We start from the raw sequence: 17,942 nt of genomic DNA, 5'->3' as shown, positions 1-17,942 counted from the left end.
CTTCCCCCACACGGATAGTGCCACCGTCAATGGAGTGACGTTCACCGACAACGGCGACGGCACCTTCTCGTCGGGCGGGACCAGCACCAACGGCGACTGGTGGATAATAGTCGCCGAAAGCGAGATAATCACGCTGCCGGCGGGGGATTACGTGCACTACTTCCGCGACATCGACGGACTGGGCCGTAATCCGACGTGCGAGTTCCGCAACGCCGACACGAACGCCGTCATAGCGTATTTCAGCGTCAACGCGCAGAAGATCACGCTCGCCCAGGACACCCGCATGCGCGCGCGGTTCGTCTGCCCTCCGCTCGGCACGTGGCCGGAAGGGCGCTACGAGCCCGTTCTCATTCCCGCCTCGCTCTGGGGGGGGGGCGTTGAGTTCGACGACCATAACCTCTTCCCCGTCGACGAGCTTCCCGACAGAACCGTCGACGGCGTGACGTTCGTCAACAACCATGACGGCACGTGCATGGTCGGCGGCACCAACACGGGCTCGAACCAATACAACGGCGTCGGAACGTTTTTTGCGTTGGAGGCCGGCTGGTATTCCATGGAGGCGACCACGGTCGATGGTGATTATTCCGACACCACGGTCGGCGTCACGGACAACACGAAGTATGCGTGCGAGTACGGCAGGTATAACTCCCGGTCGTGGCTGCCCGCGAACACGTACAACGCCGTGGTCCGCAGGGGCCTTTCCTCCGACGGTGGGGAAGTCACCATCCGGCCCGTGCTGGTCAAGCTCGCCGACGGGCCAAACCCAGAATCGGGGGAGCTTCTCGTTAACGGCGGATTCGAGTCCGGCGACCTGACCGGTTGGACGCAAACTGCCGGCAACGATTCGAACGTGGTCGGCGCTGCAGACGCGGACTGGATCGCCCCGCATTCGGGCGATTGGATGCTTCGTTCCTCGCAGGGTGGGCGTGCGGCGTCCTTCGACCAGACGGTCAAGGTGCCGACGGGTGTGCCCTTGCGTCTTACCCTGTGGTCGGCGCACTACAACTCCGAACGAACACTCGCGGTCGAGGTCGGGCCGGACGTGCAGCATCTCACGCGGATACTCTTCACGTCCGGCGATGGGCTCAACTGGCACGAGAGCATGGTGGACATCCCCGCGCAGGAGGCGGACGTTATGCTCCTGCGCATCATCACGGACAATGTGGTGCGCGTCGATGACGTGAGCCTCACGCAAACCATCCTCTAACCCACGGTCCCGCCCGATCACGGGCGGGACCGGTCTTGTATTCACAGCCCGCCGGCGCAAACCGGTGGGCTAACCCATTTAAGGAGGCATTATGCCGAGGCATTGGAATGGTCGGCGTAAACGTCCGCCGCCGCGGGATGACCCGGTGGAGGATGCCCGCCGTGACCGCTTGTGGGAGCGCTTGTTGTGCGCGCTTCTGGTTCTTCTTCTCACCCTTACGGGGTCCTATGCCGCCGCGTGTCTTATCACGTGGACGGTGTTCACATTATCCACCTGAGTATTTAAGGAGCAACAACAATGAATGTGGATCAGTTCGTAAACACGTATAACGGTCGCGTCGTGGACGTGGACGGAGCCTATGGAGGCCAGTGTTGGGATTTGTGGTCTCGTTATGCGCAGGATGTGTGCGGCGTGCCGCAGTCGGCCACGAACACGATGGTCGGCAGTGGTCTGGCCGATAGCGTCTACTATTCGACATACGGCCGTCAGCCCCAGCTGCAGGCGGCGTTCTCCAAGCTGGGGGCGGGTGAGTCGGCCCGTAAGGGTGATGTGGCGTTCTGGGCGGACAATAGTGCCGCCTATCCCGATTCGCACGTCGCGATCGTGTTGGAGGACAGGGGCAACAGTCTCTACTGTTTGACGCAGAATCCGGGCGCTACGAAGAAGGCGCTGTTGACGAAGAGCGGCCTGCTCGGGTATTTCCGTCCGAAGAAGGACGTGGGCGGAGGCACCACCGCATCCAACGGCAATAGCGCGTCCAGTAATCCGGTGGTCGTCGCCGGAAACTACCGGTGCGTGGTGGACGTGCTGAACGTGCGCGACCAGCCGACCGTGAAGGGTGCGACCGTGGCCCAATACAAGAAGGGCCAGACGGTCAACCTCGAAGGCTGGGGCGTGTACGCGGACGGCTACCTGTGGGGCCGCTACAAGGGCGGTTCAGGCAAGACCCGTTATATCGCCATCGGCACGCAGTCGGGCGAATGGTATCTCGCCCTCAACAAGTAACCACCCATCCATTCGGAACGCTGACGAACCACGTTGATTGAAAGGAACAGATTATGGCTGAGAACGACGGAAATCTCGACATCGAGGACGTCATCACCGGAAGCGAGGCGGAGAGGATCGTCTCATGGGGCAAGGCCGCGTTCGTGCGCGCGGTCAAGACCGCCGCGCAGACCGCGGTCGCGACCATCGGCACCACGGTCGTCGCCATCGGAGACGTGCAGTGGGGCATGGTGGCCGGAGCCGCCGCCCTCGCCGCCGTATTGAGCGTGCTGACAAGCGTCGCCGGCGTGCCCGAGGCGGACGACGGCAAGAGCCCCCTGACCGCGTGAACGCCTGACCGTCTGAACGACATAAACCTCTGAACGATGAAGCCCCTCCCTGAGCATGATGCTTGGGGAGGGGCTTTTCGTCGTTTGTATGGCATCTAGGAGGTAAGATTCAACCGTTCTCCGACTCGCTCCATCGCACGGAGTCGTTCGCCCGATCCCGCATGACGGTAGTGGGCGACCATCGCGTCTGACGAATGGCCGACGATTTCCTTGATGAGCTGGAAATCGACGCCGCATTGGGCGAGCAGCGTCACCATCGCATGACGTGTGCCGTGCCCTCTGTGGAGCTCGGGGTCGATTCCGCTCATCTCCATCAGCCTGTCGAAGCCTGCGCTGTCCTCTTTCGGGCCGAGAGGCGTTCCATCCGGCCGTCTAAATATCAGCCCGTGAGGATTGGGCCAATCACGGGTCGCTTTCTCGTACTGTCGCATCTTCGCCGCGAGCATGGGGATGATCGGCACCTTCTTGCCGGTCTTCGACTTCGGTCGCGCGAGGATCCACCGCCCCTGCAATTCAACGAAGGAATAGTTGTCCGGCAGCCTCCATTGCTTCAAGTCGCAGAACGCGGCCTTCTTGTATCCGCATGGATATACGCCGTCCACGTCCGGCTCACCGCAGCCGTGAACTCTCGCCGCCTCGTTGAGCTGCCATTCGACCGTGTATTCACCGACCGTCATCTTTCGCTTCACCGGTATGGTCTCCGTCGTCGTGATGGTACCCTGTCTGACGATGCCGTTTTCGTCGGTGAAATCGACGGTCTTTTCGACCTCGTGCTGTTCGAGAACGTCCATCGTGTCGGTGTAGGTGCGCAGGTGCGACCATTGCGCTCCCAGTATCTCCATCTGCCTCATGCCTGTGAGCAGACGCCACCACCATATCGCCCCTTGTTCCACCGGCATCCTGTCGGCGATTTGGAGCATCATCATCAGTTCGGCCGCGCTGAACGACTGGGCTTCGGCTTGTCGTTCGAGTTCGTACTGCATGTCTTTCGTCTTGCCTATCGTGATCGCCACGACCGGCGAATGGTTCACGAGACCGTCCCTTACGGCCATTTCGTAGACCTGTTTCACGACGGTAAGAATCTTCTCCTTCAGCGATACGCCCGCAGGACCGTTCTCCGTTCCGCGTTGCGTGTACGACTTCGCGTTGTCGATGAGGCTCTGCACCATGCCGGGCGTGATTTCGTTCAGCGGGTACGGGCGCAGGGGCGTGAGGTGGCGTGCGTTCACCGTCATGTAGCTTTCGTAGGTCTTGCGTCGCACCTCGTTGAACTTGTGTTCCAGCCATCGGTCGGCGTATTCGCCGAACCTTGGTGTGTCTGAACTGTTGACGGGCAGTCCCTTCTTGAGGGATTCCCTGAGTGCGACCATGTTCGTGCGGCATTCCTGTTTGCTGTTGCCGCGCGCGTACTTGTAGCGTTTGCGCCCGTTCGGGTATCTTCCGTTCTCGACGGCCCCTAGCCAGACGCCGCTTTCCGTCTTGAAGGGTTTGTATGCGCCGTTGACGCTTCTCTTCGACATTCCACGCCGCCTTCGATTGACAAATGATTGACAAATACATACCCAGTAAGTATTGGGTATGTACTTTCCAAGTATAGGAAAAGCGTTGGAATTTCAACGTTTCTTTCGCTTAAATGCTGAGTTTTCGAAGTGTGAAAAACAGTGTAGCAGATAATTGTGGTTCAGAAGGTCGCGCGTTCGAGCCGCGTTATCCACCCCACTAGGAAACCCAGTGTTTCCAACGATTAAGCCCCTCTTGGACGATATTCCAAGAGGGGTTTTTCCGTTTTCGATTTGATAAACGTTTGATAAACGATGCGACACGCGTTGCGCGGCAACGTCCTACATCGGATTTAAGACCCACATTTTGTCACTTAACCCGACCCACATTGGTCACTTAGTCCAACCCCTATCTGCGTTACCGGTAGTGGATTTGTGGGGTTGCGGAGGTCGATCTGCGTTAGCGGTAGTGCCTTATCGTTCCTGCCTCATCTAGCAAGCCCGGTATTCTGCGGTTTATACACGCCGCTGGTTCGAAAAGGCACTACCGCTAACGCAGATCGACCTCCGCAAACCTCTTCAGACACTACCACTAACGCAGTTATCCGCCGGCGGCCAGTTTGGATTACGCGAAAGCGTCGAACGAACTATCCGCGCTGGTGGCGGGGTAGAGTTGGGGGAGTGCGATTTCGGGGCGAGAGCGCGAAATCCGGGCGAAAAATACGGACGTATGGATTGGGAGGAGCCCTTCGATGCTGGCTTTTGAGAACGACTATTCGCGCGCGGCGCATCCCGCCATTCTTGAGGCGTTGGAACGCACCTCGGAGAACCTGTATCCGGGATACGGTTCGGACGAGATCTGCGTATCCGCCCAAGAGAAGATCAAAGCGGCGTGCGGCAGCCCTGACGCGGACGTATGGTTCCTGGCCGGCGGCACACAGGCCAATCAAGTCGTCATCGACGCGATCACCCCGGCCTGGGCCGGTGTGGTGGCGGTCGAATCCGGCCATCCGAACGTGCATGAGGCCGGCGCGATCGAATACGCCGGGCACAAGGTGCTCACCCTGCCGCACCACAACGGTCTGATGGACGCGCGCGAGCTCGACGACTACTGCGCCACGTTCTATGCGGACGCCAACCATGAGCATATGGTCTTCCCCGGCTGCGTCTATATCTCCCTGCCCACCGAATACGGCACGATGTACACCAAAGCCGAGCTGGAGGCGCTCGCCGCCGTGGCCCACAAATACGATATGCCGCTGTTCGTGGACGGCGCGCGTCTGGGGTACGGCCTGACCTCCACCGGCTGCGACATCACCCTGCCCGATCTGGCCGCCATCGCCGACGTGTTCTACATCGGCGGCACCAAGGTGGGCGCGATGTTCGGCGAGGCCGTGGTGTTCACGCGCGGCAATACGCCCAAGCATTTCCTCACCCTGATCAAGCAGCATGGCGCACTGCTGGCCAAGGGCTGGCTGTTGGGATTGCAGTTCGACACGCTGTTCACCGACGATTTGTACTTTCGCATCGCCCGCAACGCCAACGTCGCGGCGGACCGCATCCGCGCCGCGCTGCGTGAGAAGGGCTACACGCTCACCTTCGACGCGCCGACGAACCAGATTTTCGTCACCCTCGACCGGCCGACCATCGAGCGTTTGGAGCGCGACGTGCGGCTTGGGTTCATGGAGAAGGCCGACGACACGCATACGGTGATGCGTATCTGCACCAGTTGGGCCACGACCGAAGAACAGGTCGACCAGCTGATCGCGCTGCTCTAGTCCGTCGTCCACGCATGCTGGGTGGTGAACGGTCCACGATGTCCGCTGATCCTGCGTCCCGTCGTCTGTGCATGCTGGGTGGTGAATGTGCGGTACACTCGCGCTGTCTACGCATGTCGGGCGGTGAATGGCCGATCAGACCCGCAATCGCGCGATTCACGTGCGGTGCATGGGTCTCATTGGCTCGTCGCGACGTATCGCAGCCTGCCGGACGTCGGTTGCCGGGCATTGCCGTTCCGTTATTTGGCGGCGTCGGCGATCGCCTCGCGCTCCATGGCCACGAAGCGGCGCACGGAGGACTCCACCGAATAATGCGATTCGGTGTGTTCGGCGTACCGGGCACCCCATGCCGCCAGCTCCTCGGGGTGATCGAACCACCAGTCGATACGCCGGGCCAGCAGGGCCGCGTTGCGCACGGGGAACAACGATTCGTCCAGCAACGCGAACTGGCTGGCCGCGCTGAGCTCGGAGGCGGCAATCACCGGCACCAGGCCGCAGGCCATGGCCTCGATCACGCTCACCGATTCGATGTCGGCGATGGAGCAGTGCACGAATAGGTTGCACGACCGCAGCAGTGCAGGCATGTCGGAGTTCCTATGGAAGCCAATCTGCGCCTTGCGGGCCAGCATCAGGTCGGCGCGGAATTGCAGGTAACGCCGCAACGGCCCGGTGCCGGCGATGATGAGCTGGATGTCGCTGGCGTAGCGGCTCATGGACACGGCTTTGATCAGGGTGATCTGGTCCTTCTCATGGGCCAACCGTCCCGAGGCGACGATGCGCAGGGGCATGCGCACGGCCTCCTGTGCGCTGAGCGGCTCGCGCGCCTCGAAGCGTGGCGAATACCCGTTGGAGATCACATGCAGCGTGCCGCGGTATCCGTGGGAACGCAGCAGGCTCGCGGTCATCTCCGTGGGGGTGTGGATATGGTCGACGCGCCGGTACAGCCACAGGTGGAACAGGCGGTAGAGCAGGTTCTGCATGCCGGGGATGTGGCGCAGCGGCCCGGCCGAATACAGCACGTTCTCGGGTTGCAGATGGAATCCGGCAGTGACGGGGATGCCCATGTCACGCGCGATTTTGGCGGCGCGGCGGCCGAATTTGAACGGCATGTATATATGGACGACGTCCGCGCCGGCGAACGCGGTGCGGAACAGGGTATCGCTCGGCTCGGCGAACTGCATTTGCTGTTTGGCCGCCACCCAGGAGACCAACGGCACTTTGTTCACGCGGGCCGGATATTCCGGTGCTCCGACTCCGACCAGCCGCACATGATGGCCTTGCCGTTCCAGCTCCGAAGCCCATTGCAGGGCCGAGTTCGAAGTGCCGTTGCCCTGGTTGCCGATCGAATCGACCACCAAGGCGATGGTCAGCGGCTGCTCGACATGTTCCGACGCGTTCTTAAGCATTGCTCCATACTACTCCCGGCCTCTCCGCTTCGCTCTTCTCGCCGTCCTGAGCGGAAGAGTGTTACTTTCACCGTCATCCTGAGCGGAGCGCAGCGGAGTCGAAGGATCTCATGACTGTTGGCGGGCTGGCAGGCGTGAGATCCTTCGACTGCGGCTCCGCCTTCGCTCAGGATGACCTGAGAGGGGAGCGGATTCCATTTGAGAGGGGCATGTTGGGGAGACTGTTTTCCCTTACTGCGGATTGGCGTTTCGCGTGATCGCGAGCTATACTGAAAGTGCTGGAAGCGGCAAGGGTAGTACGGCAAAGAGGCCGGGCCGCAGCGGATATACAAGAAGAGCAGAGCAAAGATAACACAGAACAAGTGGATGTGGCGAAACGGAAAATCTCCCTCCTTCCCCGATAGCGGTGGCCCCGGGTGACATGGTCTCCCCGGGGCCACCTGCTGTGTGGGGTTGTGACGCGGTGTTCGATGTGATCGCAGTGTATGACTAGTTCTGCAATAGGGGGTTCTTTACTCGGCATGTAGGGGGTGCTGAGCTGGGATTAAGTGATAAAAACGGCGTCGTTTCAGGTATTTTGCGTGTTGTGTTTTTCGTAGAATCGCCCCGTGATATCGCGACAAGGGGGTATTGTTTTGTTGACAGTATGTCTATTGGCGCACTGCACGGAATGGCGATTGGTAATCGAGGGGCGACTCATGAATACTCGTTGGCTGCGGACTATCGGTGAAGCGGCATGCGTGGTGATGCGCAAGGCGGTGCCGTCCGTATGCGCGCTGGCGATGCTGGCCGGCGTCTTCCAAGGGGCGGTGGTCGCCAATGCCGAGGAGTCCGACGGCAGTGCGAGCGCGCAGACCGAGCAGACCACAGACCAAAACCAAACCGATACGCTTGCGAATGCCGACGAATGGGATCCCACTGACGCCTCGTCGTATACGAAGATTGAGGCAACAGAGATTCGGGAGGATGCCAATGCGGAAGCTACTGCTCCCGCTGATTCTACCGAGCAGAGCATAGCCGCGCGTAAGGAGTTCAGAACAGACACCTCGAACGCGGTGACTGGTGTGCATCTGTGGCTCGACAACAACGAAGCCTACGTCACACGGAACGATGACGGTACCTATTCATTCGCGGTCAAAAGCCCATATGATGGCACCTCGACTCAAACCACCGCATCAGCCAAGTTCGAATGCGGCCGTTTCATTCTGCCGGATAGCGCCAGCGTGTTGGATGCGTATCTGCTGGAGGAGAAGCAAGTCAGTGGCGCTGACGGCGCGTCATGGGTGCTGCAAAACTGTTTTTCATCAGACAATATCACCGATTTGAGCCAGGTCAAGTTGCCATCCACCGGCTATGAATACAACGGCGTGTGGATCACCTATAACGGCCAGCTGCGTACGCGCATCGCATGGATGGGCAAGATTGGCAACGATGTGTATGTGATGCCTTACGACGACACGAAGACGAGCACAGAACACAATTTCGGTACGACGACGCTGGAAACCAACTATTTCAACCAGTGCAAGCCTTGGGTTACTGCTGATGACTCGAACAAGTGCATGTTGACCAGGCTGCCCTCGAAGGACAGCAAGGTGTCCATCGCGGTGTCGTTCTCCAGCGCGGGCACATCGGTGTTCCGATACTGCACAACCGATCCGGATGTCACGGGCATGAGCGCCGAACTGCTGAATGGCTTGGAATTCGTGGGCAGCGGCACCTCCTCGGCGAGGTCGGACGGCAGCATCACCTACACCGTGCGCAAATCCACCGTGGCAAGCACGTTGGAGGTCTATGTCGTGCCCGAAGCGATCGCGGATTGCAGCAACGCTAATGTGAGCGCGTATCTGACTAGCGACAATCTGATTTTCAGTCAGGACACCACGGCCAATGCGACTGTGACCAAGAAGACCACGACCGCGGTCGCAGCCGACGATGGGCTTACGCAGACGCTGACCAGCAGCGCGACAGCAACTGACAGCGCCCCGAACGTTACCAAATGGGATAACACGATGACCATCATCGTGCGCGAAACGATGACCGCAGGCTCTTCGACGGTTACCGTCGGTGCGAAAGTGACGCCTGAGGCAATTGAAACAACCCCTTCAAGCTGGTCGGCCGGGCGAAACGGTGGCGGTTCCCGTGTGTGGGCACGAGCCTATTTGCCTGCTGCCAATACCGGCAACCGCGTCTCTGCCAGTGAGATCAGGGGACTTTATGACGAATTCAATGGCATCACTGCCAGCAATCCCAGCGGAAGTATAACTGAGAGCAGTCGGTATGAGTGGGACGGGCAGAATGCCAATGCCGACCGCAATAGTGAAGGGTTCGTCACTCAGCTTAATGACGCCATCAACGGTGCCGCTCTCGGCAACGGCGCGACATCTGGTACTGCCGTTCGCAATGATTCCGCCAAAACGGGGATGACAACGTCCAATACTGCGACATATCTGCGGACCCAATCTGAGCTTGTTTCAACGACATCGTTGAATGACAGCGTGGGTGTTGGTGGCACGGTGGCTCTGGTCTCGTACGTGGATACGTGGTATGTCGCGAATCAATCTGGCAACAATAAGAATCGACTCAGGCAAGGCTCCACACAGATTATGGCCAGTCTGACCGTATGCGCCCTATCAACTGCGGGTTCCGCGACCAACGCATGCGCGGGAGATGACGTCACCTCGGAGAAAGTCGCGATTCCCTCGTGGAAGGGCCAGCCAGGACAGTCCGGAAGTAATGGACTGCACAGTGGAGAGGTGATGACGTCCGCTGACTGGCAAAACGGCACGCAGTGCGCGACCCAGGAACTGACGACCGGTGCGTTGAGCGGCGCGATCGTTACCGTCTGCGAGATGGCCGCCCGCTGGCGTAATTATTCTCCGCGACTTGGCGGTTATGGTGACTATGACAATACGAACGTGGACAGAATCGCACCCACGAACGCGCTGAGTTCAACGCCATATCTGATCGTCATCGAGAACGTCGGCACTGATATGCAGGTGCAAGTGAACTATGCGTGGACCACAAACCGCGCCGTGCTGCTCGGTGGTGAGTCCGGCGTGTCGGATGTGCAGACCTATTTGAACGACAAGTGGACCCCTACCTCCGGCATCTATAGTGCAGGTTGGACTGCGAACAATGACGTGAAGTATTTCCGTATGAAAACGTTGTCCGGCTATTCGAACCTTAAAATCAGTTTCTCTAAGTATCACCTAGATACAGAGTTGGATTTCAGCTATCCGCAAGACACCTCCTCTTCAATTCAGGCTGCCAAATTTGCAAACGAGGATCCTGGAAACGCTGCTAATGAGAAGGTGTGGCAGAATGCTAGTGGTGATGGGGTTTATTGCGTGCAGGGTACATTCCCGGATTCCACAGTATGGCTGACTTGCCGACTTAGTGTCCAATATATTTCCGGCAGAAATGCGGGTACCGCTAATGACGATTATTATGCCGCATGGCAGCCGTTGACGTTGAATATCACGGCGGATATGGTCACCTATTACGTGCATTACGATGCGCCTGAGAGCGGAGTGGACTCCAACACGGTTCCCAGTGATATGACCTTGGGCTTGGCGGGCGTGGATGTGTCGACGGCATCCATGCAGGTGAATTATCTAAAACCGGAGCGCGCTAGCGACGAAGACGGCGCATGGTATTTCCATGGATGGAACCCCCATTGGTGCAGTTGGAATACCGACACCAGTTCGTGCACCGTGGATCAGGGAGAGGTGTTCACCACAGGCAATGGCTATGCCGGCAATCTGCTGCAGAACGGCGAACGGGTGCCATTGGCCAAACTCATGAGCATGATGCCCGCGAACGCCGACGGCATCATGCTGGTGGCCCAATGGTCGCAAGACGCATCGCTGCAGACCTCCACAGCCAAGTTCGGACGGGCCTACACGCAGACCTACAGTGCGGACGGCGGCTATGGATGGACTGAACTCAGTGACCAGTTGTCGAACTACACCGTGGATATGACGTATATTGTGCCGCTGGCCGCCACCTATGACAAAGGTTGGATAGCCAGTACCTACGACTACACCACGGTGCTTCAAGATGATCTGACTGTCAGCGGTGTCACCTACAAGCTGGTCAGCACCAAAACGTCGGACCAATTGCTCGCCGACGAGACGGATGTGAACAAAGCCGCTTGGAAGGCCATGAACGATCTGAATCGGATGAGCCCCAAGACGGCGACCAATCCGAGCACGGACGGCTACCTGACCTGCGCGATGTACCGGCAAGTGCTGACCGACGAGCAGAAGGTGAAATACAACACGAATAGGGACGGCATAGGATTCAATCAGGTGTCGATTGCGAACCCGAAGCTGGACGCCGCGCAGAGCGTGCAGCACACAGGCAAGTACTTGTATGACAAGTATCAGTTGCCTGCGGCACAGCTATCGGCCAACGCCGTCGAAGGCACGCTCACTTGGACGGTGAAAGATCTGTACAGCACCCAAACCGTCAAGCTTGGCGGCACAGACGGCAAAATCTGGGGCGACGCATCCACCAACCCCACCTCAACATATAATGCCGGGGATCAAGTGGTGATCACCGATGCTGCCGCTGACAAGACGATGTACGCACAGTACACGACGACGGGCTCGATCTATCCGCCGGTGTCGCAGCTGCCGCTGACCGGTACCAAGCCTTGGCTGATGAAGGTGATCGTGCCGTCCCTGCTGGTGGCGGCGTTGGGCGTGGCGGCCTGGCTCAAGCACCGCCGTACCGTCGCCGCATCCGTCAGGTCTCGGTTCTGACCCGGCCTTAGCTCGCCGGTCGGCAGTCGCCTCGGCCGCCCGGCGAGCCATTGTCCGAGGCGCGTGTATCATAGATATTTGTGTGTGCCAGCGGCATGCCTTATGTGACAGGCGTGCGCGTTGGGATATCCCGCCCGTCCGGCGAGAGCCACGCAGTAATGCGGCGGTTGGAGGACAGCGGGCCATCGGGCCGGTGGACAGTGGCTATCTTTTCCGATTCGGACCTATAGGGTCTCGGAGGCAAGGGGAAGTGTGGCTGCGGTGCGGCGGCCTCACGAAGCCAAGAGAAACCACTGAATCGGAGAATTCAAGTTGCCTACGATTGAACAGCTCGTCCGTAAGGGACGTCAGGCCAAGCCGAAGAAGTCGAAGACTTTGGCCCTGAAGGGCAGCCCGCTGCGCCGCGGCGTGTGCACCCGTGTGTATACCACCACCCCGAAGAAGCCGAACTCGGCTCTGCGTAAGGTCGCTCGTGTGCGTCTGAGCTCGGGCATCGAAGTCACCGCCTACATCCCGGGCGAGGGCCACAACCTGCAGGAGCACTCCATCGTGCTCGTGCGCGGCGGCCGTGTCAAGGATCTGCCGGGCGTGCGCTACCACATCGTGCGTGGCGCGCTCGATACCCAGGGCGTCAAGGACCGCAAGCAGGGTCGTTCCCTGTACGGAGCAAAGAAGGCGAAGTAAGAGATATGTCACGTAAAGGACCCGCTAAGAAGCACCAGCTGCTGCCCGATCCGATCTACGGCTCGACCGTGGTGGCCCAGCTCATCAACAAGATTCTGCTCGACGGCAAGAAGTCGATCGCCGAGGACATCGTCTACTCCGCGCTCGATATGGTCAAGGAGAAGACCGACCAGGAGCCCGTGGCCGTGCTCAAGCGCGCGCTGGACAACATCCGTCCGTCCCTCGAGGTGCGTTCCCGCCGTGTCGGTGGCGCCACCTACCAGGTGCCTGTCGAGGTGAAGCCCGCCCGCGCCAACACCCTGTCGCTGCGCTGGCTGACCGACTTCTCCCGCGCCCGTCGTGAGAAGACCATGGCCGAGCGTCTCGCCAACGAGATCCTCGACGCCTCCAACGGCCTCGGCGCTTCCGTGAAGCGTCGCGAGGACACCCACAAGATGGCCGAAGCCAACAAGGCCTTCGCCCATTACCGCTGGTAATCACTCGAACCACAAGTTTAAGGAAAAACAATGGCTGAAGAGGTGCTTTCGGACCTTAACCACGTCCGCAACATCGGCATCATGGCGCACATCGATGCCGGTAAGACCACCACCACCGAGCGCATCCTGTTCTACACCGGTAAGAACTACAAGATCGGCGAGACCCACGACGGCGCCTCGACGATGGACTTCATGGAGCAGGAGCAGGAGCGCGGCATCACCATCCAGTCCGCCGCCACCACCTGCTTCTGGAGCCGCCAGTCCCACGACACCAAGGACAAGTTCCAGATCAACATCATCGACACCCCCGGCCACGTGGACTTCACGGCCGAGGTGGAGCGCTCCCTGCGCGTGCTCGATGGTGCCGTGGCCGTGTTCGACGGCAAGGAAGGCGTGGAGCCCCAGTCCGAGACCGTGTGGCGTCAGGCTGACAAGTACGGCGTTCCGCGTATCTGCTTCATCAACAAGATGGATAAGCTGGGCGCGAACTTCTACTACTCTGTCGACACCATCAAGGACAAGCTGGGTGCCACCCCGCTGGTCATGCAGCTGCCGATCGGCTCCGAGAACGAGTTCACCGGCGTGGTCGACCTGGTCGAGATGAAGGCCTACGTGTGGAACGGCCTCGAGGAGCTCGGCGCCAAGTACGACACCACCGAGATCCCGGACGACCTCAAGGACAAGGCCCAGGAATACCACGAGCAGCTGGTCGAGGCCGCCGCCGAGGCGAACGACGACCTGATGAACAAGTTCTTCGAGGACGGCGACCTGTCCAAGGAGGACATCCGCGCCGGTGTCCGCGAGCTGACCATCAACAAGGAAGCCTTCCCGGTCTTCTGCGGCTCCGCGTTCAAGGACAAGGGCGTGCAGCCCATGCTCGACGGCGTGATCGACTACCTGCCGAGCCCCGAGGACGTGCCCGCCATCCAGGGCTACGATCCGAAGGACGAAACCGTTGAGATCGACCGCAAGCCGGTCAAGTCCGATCCGTTCTCGGCTCTGGTCTTCAAGATCTCCACCCACCCGTTCTACGGCAAGCTCGTGTTCGTGCGCGTCTACTCCGGCGCCGTCAAGCAGGGCGACTCCGTGCTCGACTCCACCCGCTCCAAGAAGGAGCGCGTCGGCAAGATCTTCCAGATGCACGCCGACAAGGAGAACCCGGTGGACGAGGCTTCGGCCGGCAACATCTACACCTTCGTGGGCCTGAAGAACGTCACCACGGGCGACACCCTGTGCGCCCTCGACGCTCCGATCACCCTCGACTCCATGACCTTCCCGGATCCCGTGATCCAGGTGGCCGTCGAGCCGAAGACCAAGGCCGACCAGGAGAAGATGGGCATCGCCCTCGCCAAGCTCTCCGAAGAGGATCCGACCTTCCAGGTCTCCACCGACGAAGAGTCCGGCCAGACGCTGATCGCCGGCATGGGCGAGCTCCAGCTCGACATCATCGTCGACCGTATGCGCCGTGAGTTCAAGGTCGAGTGCAACCAGGGCAAGCCGCAGGTCGCCTACCGCGAGACGATCCGCAAGGCCGTCATGGACCAGGGCTACACGCACAAGAAGCAGACCGGTGGTTCCGGCCAGTTCGCGAAGGTCCTGATGAACTTCGAGCCGCTCGACACCACCGAGGGCAAGACCTTCGAGTTCGAGAACGCCGTCACCGGCGGCCACATCTCCAACGAGTTCATCGGCCCGATCGAGGCCGGTGTCAAGGAAGCCATGGAATCCGGCATCCTCGCCGGCTTCCCGGTCGTGGGCGTCAAGGCCACCGTCACCGACGGCCAGATGCACCCGGTCGACTCCTCGGAAATGGCCTTCAAGCTCGCTGGCTCCATGTGCTTCAAGGAGGCCGCTCCCAAGGCGAAGCCGGTCATCCTCGAGCCCATCATGGCCGTCGAAGTGCGTACGCCCGAAGACTACATGGGCGAGGTCATCGGCGATCTGAACCAGCGCCGCGGCAACATCACCAAGATGTCCGACGCGACCGGTGTGAAGGTCATCGACGCCAAGGTGCCGCTGTCCGAGATGTTCGGCTACATCGGCGACCTGCGCTCCAAGACCCAGGGCCGCGCCATGTTCACCATGCAGATGGATTCCTACGACGAGGTGCCGAAGAGCGTCTCCGAGGAAATCATCAAGGCCCAGCGCGGCGAGTGACACGCGTAGCCGCAAAGGTGGCATCAGTCCCCAGTCAGCGGTAGTATGTTGTACCGCTGACTGGGTTCTGGCACCAATGTGGCACGAAACCCAGAAACCCAGTAAACCTACGAAACGTCCAGGAGGACAAAGTAATGGCAAAGGAAAAGTACGAGCGTACTAAGCCGCACGTTAACATCGGCACCATCGGCCACGTCGATCACGGTAAGACCACCCTGACCGCGGCCATCTCCAAGGTGCTGCATGAAGAGTACCCGGATGTCAACCCGGCTTACGACTTCAACCAGATCGATGCCGCTCCGGAAGAGCAGCAGCGTGGTATCACCATCAACATCGCCCACATCGAGTACCAGACCGCTGAGCGTCACTACGCCCACGTGGACTGCCCGGGCCACGCCGACTTCGTGAAGAACATGATCACCGGCGCCGCTCAGATGGATGGCGCCATCCTCGTTGTGGCCGCCACCGACGGCCCGATGGCCCAGACCCGCGAGCACGTGCTGCTCGCCCGCCAGGTGGGCGTGCCGCGCATCCTCGTCGCCCTGAACAAGTGCGACATGGTTGAGGATGAGGAGCTCATCGAGCTCGTCGAAGAAGAAGTCCGCGACCTCCTCGAGGAGAACGGCTTCGACCGCGACTGCCCGGTGATCCACACCTCCGCCTACGGCGCCCTGCACGACGAAGAGCCCAACCACGACAAGTGGGTTGAGTCCGTCAAGGAACTCATGAACGCCGTCGACGAGTACATCCCGACCCCGACCCACGATCTGGACAAGCCGTTCCTGATGCCGATCGAGGACGTCTTCACCATCTCCGGCCGTGGCACCGTGGTGACCGGCCGTGTGGAGCGTGGCCAGCTGGCCGTCAACTCCCCGGTCGAGATCGTCGGTATCCGCGAGACCCAGAGCACCACTGTGACCTCCATCGAGACGTTCCACAAGACCATGGACGCCTGCGAGGCCGGCGACAACACCGGTCTGCTGCTCCGCGGCATCAACCGTACCGATGTCGAGCGTGGTCAGGTTCTGGCCAAGCCGGGCACCGTCACCCCGCACACCAAGTTCGAGGGTGAAGTCTACGTGCTGACCAAGGACGAGGGCGGCCGTCACTCGCCGTTCTTCTCCAACTACCGTCCGCAGTTCTACTTCCGTACCACCGACGTGACCGGCGTCATCGAGCTGCCGCAGGGCGTCGAGATGGTGCAGCCGGGCGACCACGCCACCTTCACCGTTGAGCTGATCCAGCCCATCGCTATGGAGGAAGGCCTGACCTTCGCTGTGCGCGAGGGTGGCCACACCGTCGGCTCCGGCCGTGTCACCAAGATCCTCGCCTGATTTCCATCAGCGGATCTGACACGCGCTAGAACGTAGCGTTCGCGAGACCCCAGTCCCTTTCGGGCTGGGGTCTCGTCGTATAGCGCCTTTGTGCAAGGCTGCATGAGCGTGGGGCGTTTCACACATACTGGTGATTCATCCACGATGAGGTTCGTTGAGCGTGGGAGAATCGTCACTAACTGTCAATCCATCCATACTGACGCAGTTGTCATTGTGGACCAATCGTGACTCACTGCCATTTCGACCACGCTAGACATATTGAGTGTGGATGATATGGCATTTGCTGTCGATTCGTCCACGCTGACATGTCCTTTATCGTGGACGAATCGTAGATTACTGTCGTTCCATCCACAGTGAGCATGCCGAGCGTGGCCGACATGTTACTTATTGACGATTCATCCACGCTGACGCGACTGTTAGCGTGGATGAATCGCTATTAGCTGTCGTTTCATCCACGCTAAGAGGTATGCGGTGGGGACTAAAGGTTAGCCGGCAGGGTTAGCAAACCGTCAACTGAGGGATACGCCCTCCGCTTGGGATGGTAGGAAGAACGTTCTCCGCTTAGAATGACTGGCCCGGTGGCGGGGCGGTGACGCGGCGCGTGAGGGCGGCGAGTCGGGGATACTCCGGCCGGAGACGAGGAGTTCTAGGGGATATGGCATAATTGGCAAGGCATTTTTTAAGAGGTCGGCCCTATGCGGCCAGTAGATTAAGGTGACTCAAGTGGCACAGACTACCAATGACATCAAGAACGGTTCCGTCCTGAACCTTGACGGCCAGCTGTGGGCCGTCACCAAGTTCCAGCACGTCAAGCCGGGCAAGGGCCCCGCCTTCGTGCGTACCACCCTCAAGAACGTGCTCTCGGGCAAGATCGTCGACAAGACCTTCAACGCGGGCATGAAGATCGACTTCGAAACCGTGGACAACCGCACGCTGCAGTACTCCTACGAGGACGGCGACAACTTCGTGTTCATGGACATGACCACCTACGACCAGGTGATGGTTCCCAAGACCCTCGTGGGCGACCAGGCCAAGTTCCTGCTCGAAGGCACCGACTGCATCGTGTCGTTCAACAACGACGTGCCGCTGTCCGTCGAGCTGCCGGGCTCCGTGGTGCTGACCATCACCCACACCGAGCCGGGCCTGCAGGGCAACCGCTCCAACGCCGGCACCAAGCCCGCCACCGTGGAGACCGGCGCCGAGATCCAGGTGCCGCTGTTCATCAACGAGGGCGACCGCGTCAAGGTGAACACCACCGACGGTTCCTACACCGGCCGCGAAAACGGCTGATCGCCGGTCAT

At 60.1% G+C, this 17,942-nt stretch carries 12 protein-coding genes; 10 read left to right on the top strand and 2 right to left on the bottom strand.

The genetic code is table 11. The features are described 5' to 3' along the window. Positions 1-34: 34 nt before the first annotated feature. The 3 genes from BE0216_RS03665 (at position 35) to BE0216_RS03655 (ending at position 2,541) form a co-directional block, all read left to right on the top strand. Positions 35-1,207: a hypothetical protein gene (locus BE0216_RS03665; protein WP_193042829.1), complete on the top strand. Its 1,173-nt coding sequence runs from the start codon at positions 35-37 to the stop codon at positions 1,205-1,207. A 297-nt stretch (positions 1,208-1,504) separates the two neighbouring features. Next, the gene (locus BE0216_RS03660) at positions 1,505-2,212 is read left to right on the top strand and encodes an SH3 domain-containing protein (RefSeq protein ID WP_094636876.1); all 708 of its coding nucleotides are present in this window, start codon (positions 1,505-1,507) and stop codon (positions 2,210-2,212) included. A 53-nt stretch (positions 2,213-2,265) separates the two neighbouring features. Then, complete coding sequence (locus tag BE0216_RS03655) at positions 2,266-2,541, top strand: holin (RefSeq protein WP_094636877.1); 276 nt, start codon at positions 2,266-2,268, stop codon at positions 2,539-2,541. 95 nt (positions 2,542-2,636) lie between these two features. Here BE0216_RS03655 and BE0216_RS03650 read toward each other — a convergent pair whose 3' ends face one another. Further along, entirely contained in the window at positions 2,637-4,061 is a 1,425-nt protein-coding gene (locus BE0216_RS03650) for a tyrosine-type recombinase/integrase (RefSeq protein ID WP_094636878.1), read from the bottom strand. A 731-nt stretch (positions 4,062-4,792) separates the two neighbouring features. Here BE0216_RS03650 and BE0216_RS03645 point away from each other — a divergent pair. Further along, the gene (locus BE0216_RS03645) at positions 4,793-5,818 is read left to right on the top strand and encodes a threonine aldolase family protein (RefSeq protein WP_094636879.1); all 1,026 of its coding nucleotides are present in this window, start codon (positions 4,793-4,795) and stop codon (positions 5,816-5,818) included. A 239-nt stretch (positions 5,819-6,057) separates the two neighbouring features. Here the strand turns inward: BE0216_RS03645 and BE0216_RS03640 are convergent, their stop codons facing one another. Next, positions 6,058-7,224 carry a glycosyltransferase gene (locus BE0216_RS03640; protein WP_094636880.1) on the bottom strand — a complete coding sequence of 389 codons (1,167 nt, stop codon included), beginning with the start codon at positions 7,222-7,224 and terminating at the stop codon, positions 6,058-6,060. Positions 7,225-7,922: 698 nt separating this feature from the next. On the opposite strand from BE0216_RS03640, the gene BE0216_RS03635 reads away from it, so the two are divergent. From BE0216_RS03635 to efp, 6 genes are all read left to right on the top strand, one after another. Next, a complete protein-coding gene (locus BE0216_RS03635; RefSeq protein WP_094636881.1) occupies positions 7,923-11,990 on the top strand; it encodes a hypothetical protein in 4,068 nt (1,355 codons plus the stop codon). 312 nt (positions 11,991-12,302) lie between these two features. Then, a complete protein-coding gene (rpsL, locus tag BE0216_RS03630; RefSeq protein WP_003813881.1) occupies positions 12,303-12,674 on the top strand; it encodes a 30S ribosomal protein S12 in 372 nt (123 codons plus the stop codon). A gap of 5 nt (positions 12,675-12,679) precedes the next feature. Beyond that, positions 12,680-13,150 (top strand): 30S ribosomal protein S7, encoded by a 471-nt coding sequence (rpsG, locus tag BE0216_RS03625; RefSeq protein ID WP_003813834.1) that lies wholly within the window; start codon positions 12,680-12,682, stop codon positions 13,148-13,150. A 30-nt stretch (positions 13,151-13,180) separates the two neighbouring features. Then, the gene (gene fusA / locus BE0216_RS03620) at positions 13,181-15,307 is read left to right on the top strand and encodes an elongation factor G (RefSeq protein WP_094636882.1); all 2,127 of its coding nucleotides are present in this window, start codon (positions 13,181-13,183) and stop codon (positions 15,305-15,307) included. Between the two features lie 134 nt (positions 15,308-15,441). Further along, on the top strand, positions 15,442-16,641 hold the full coding sequence (tuf, locus tag BE0216_RS03615) for an elongation factor Tu (RefSeq protein WP_072726493.1): 1,200 nt from the start codon (positions 15,442-15,444) through the stop codon (positions 16,639-16,641). A gap of 723 nt (positions 16,642-17,364) precedes the next feature. Beyond that, positions 17,365-17,931: an elongation factor P gene (efp, locus tag BE0216_RS03610; RefSeq protein WP_094636883.1), complete on the top strand. Its 567-nt coding sequence runs from the start codon at positions 17,365-17,367 to the stop codon at positions 17,929-17,931. Positions 17,932-17,942: the final 11 nt, after the last annotated feature.

It is taken from the genome of Bifidobacterium eulemuris (genome assembly GCF_014898155.1).
In the GTDB taxonomy this organism is placed as follows: Bacteria; Actinomycetota; Actinomycetes; order Actinomycetales; family Bifidobacteriaceae; genus Bifidobacterium; species Bifidobacterium eulemuris.
The sequence above is the reverse complement of the archived record's forward strand: the minus strand, read 5'-3'. Positions and strand labels throughout refer to the sequence as shown.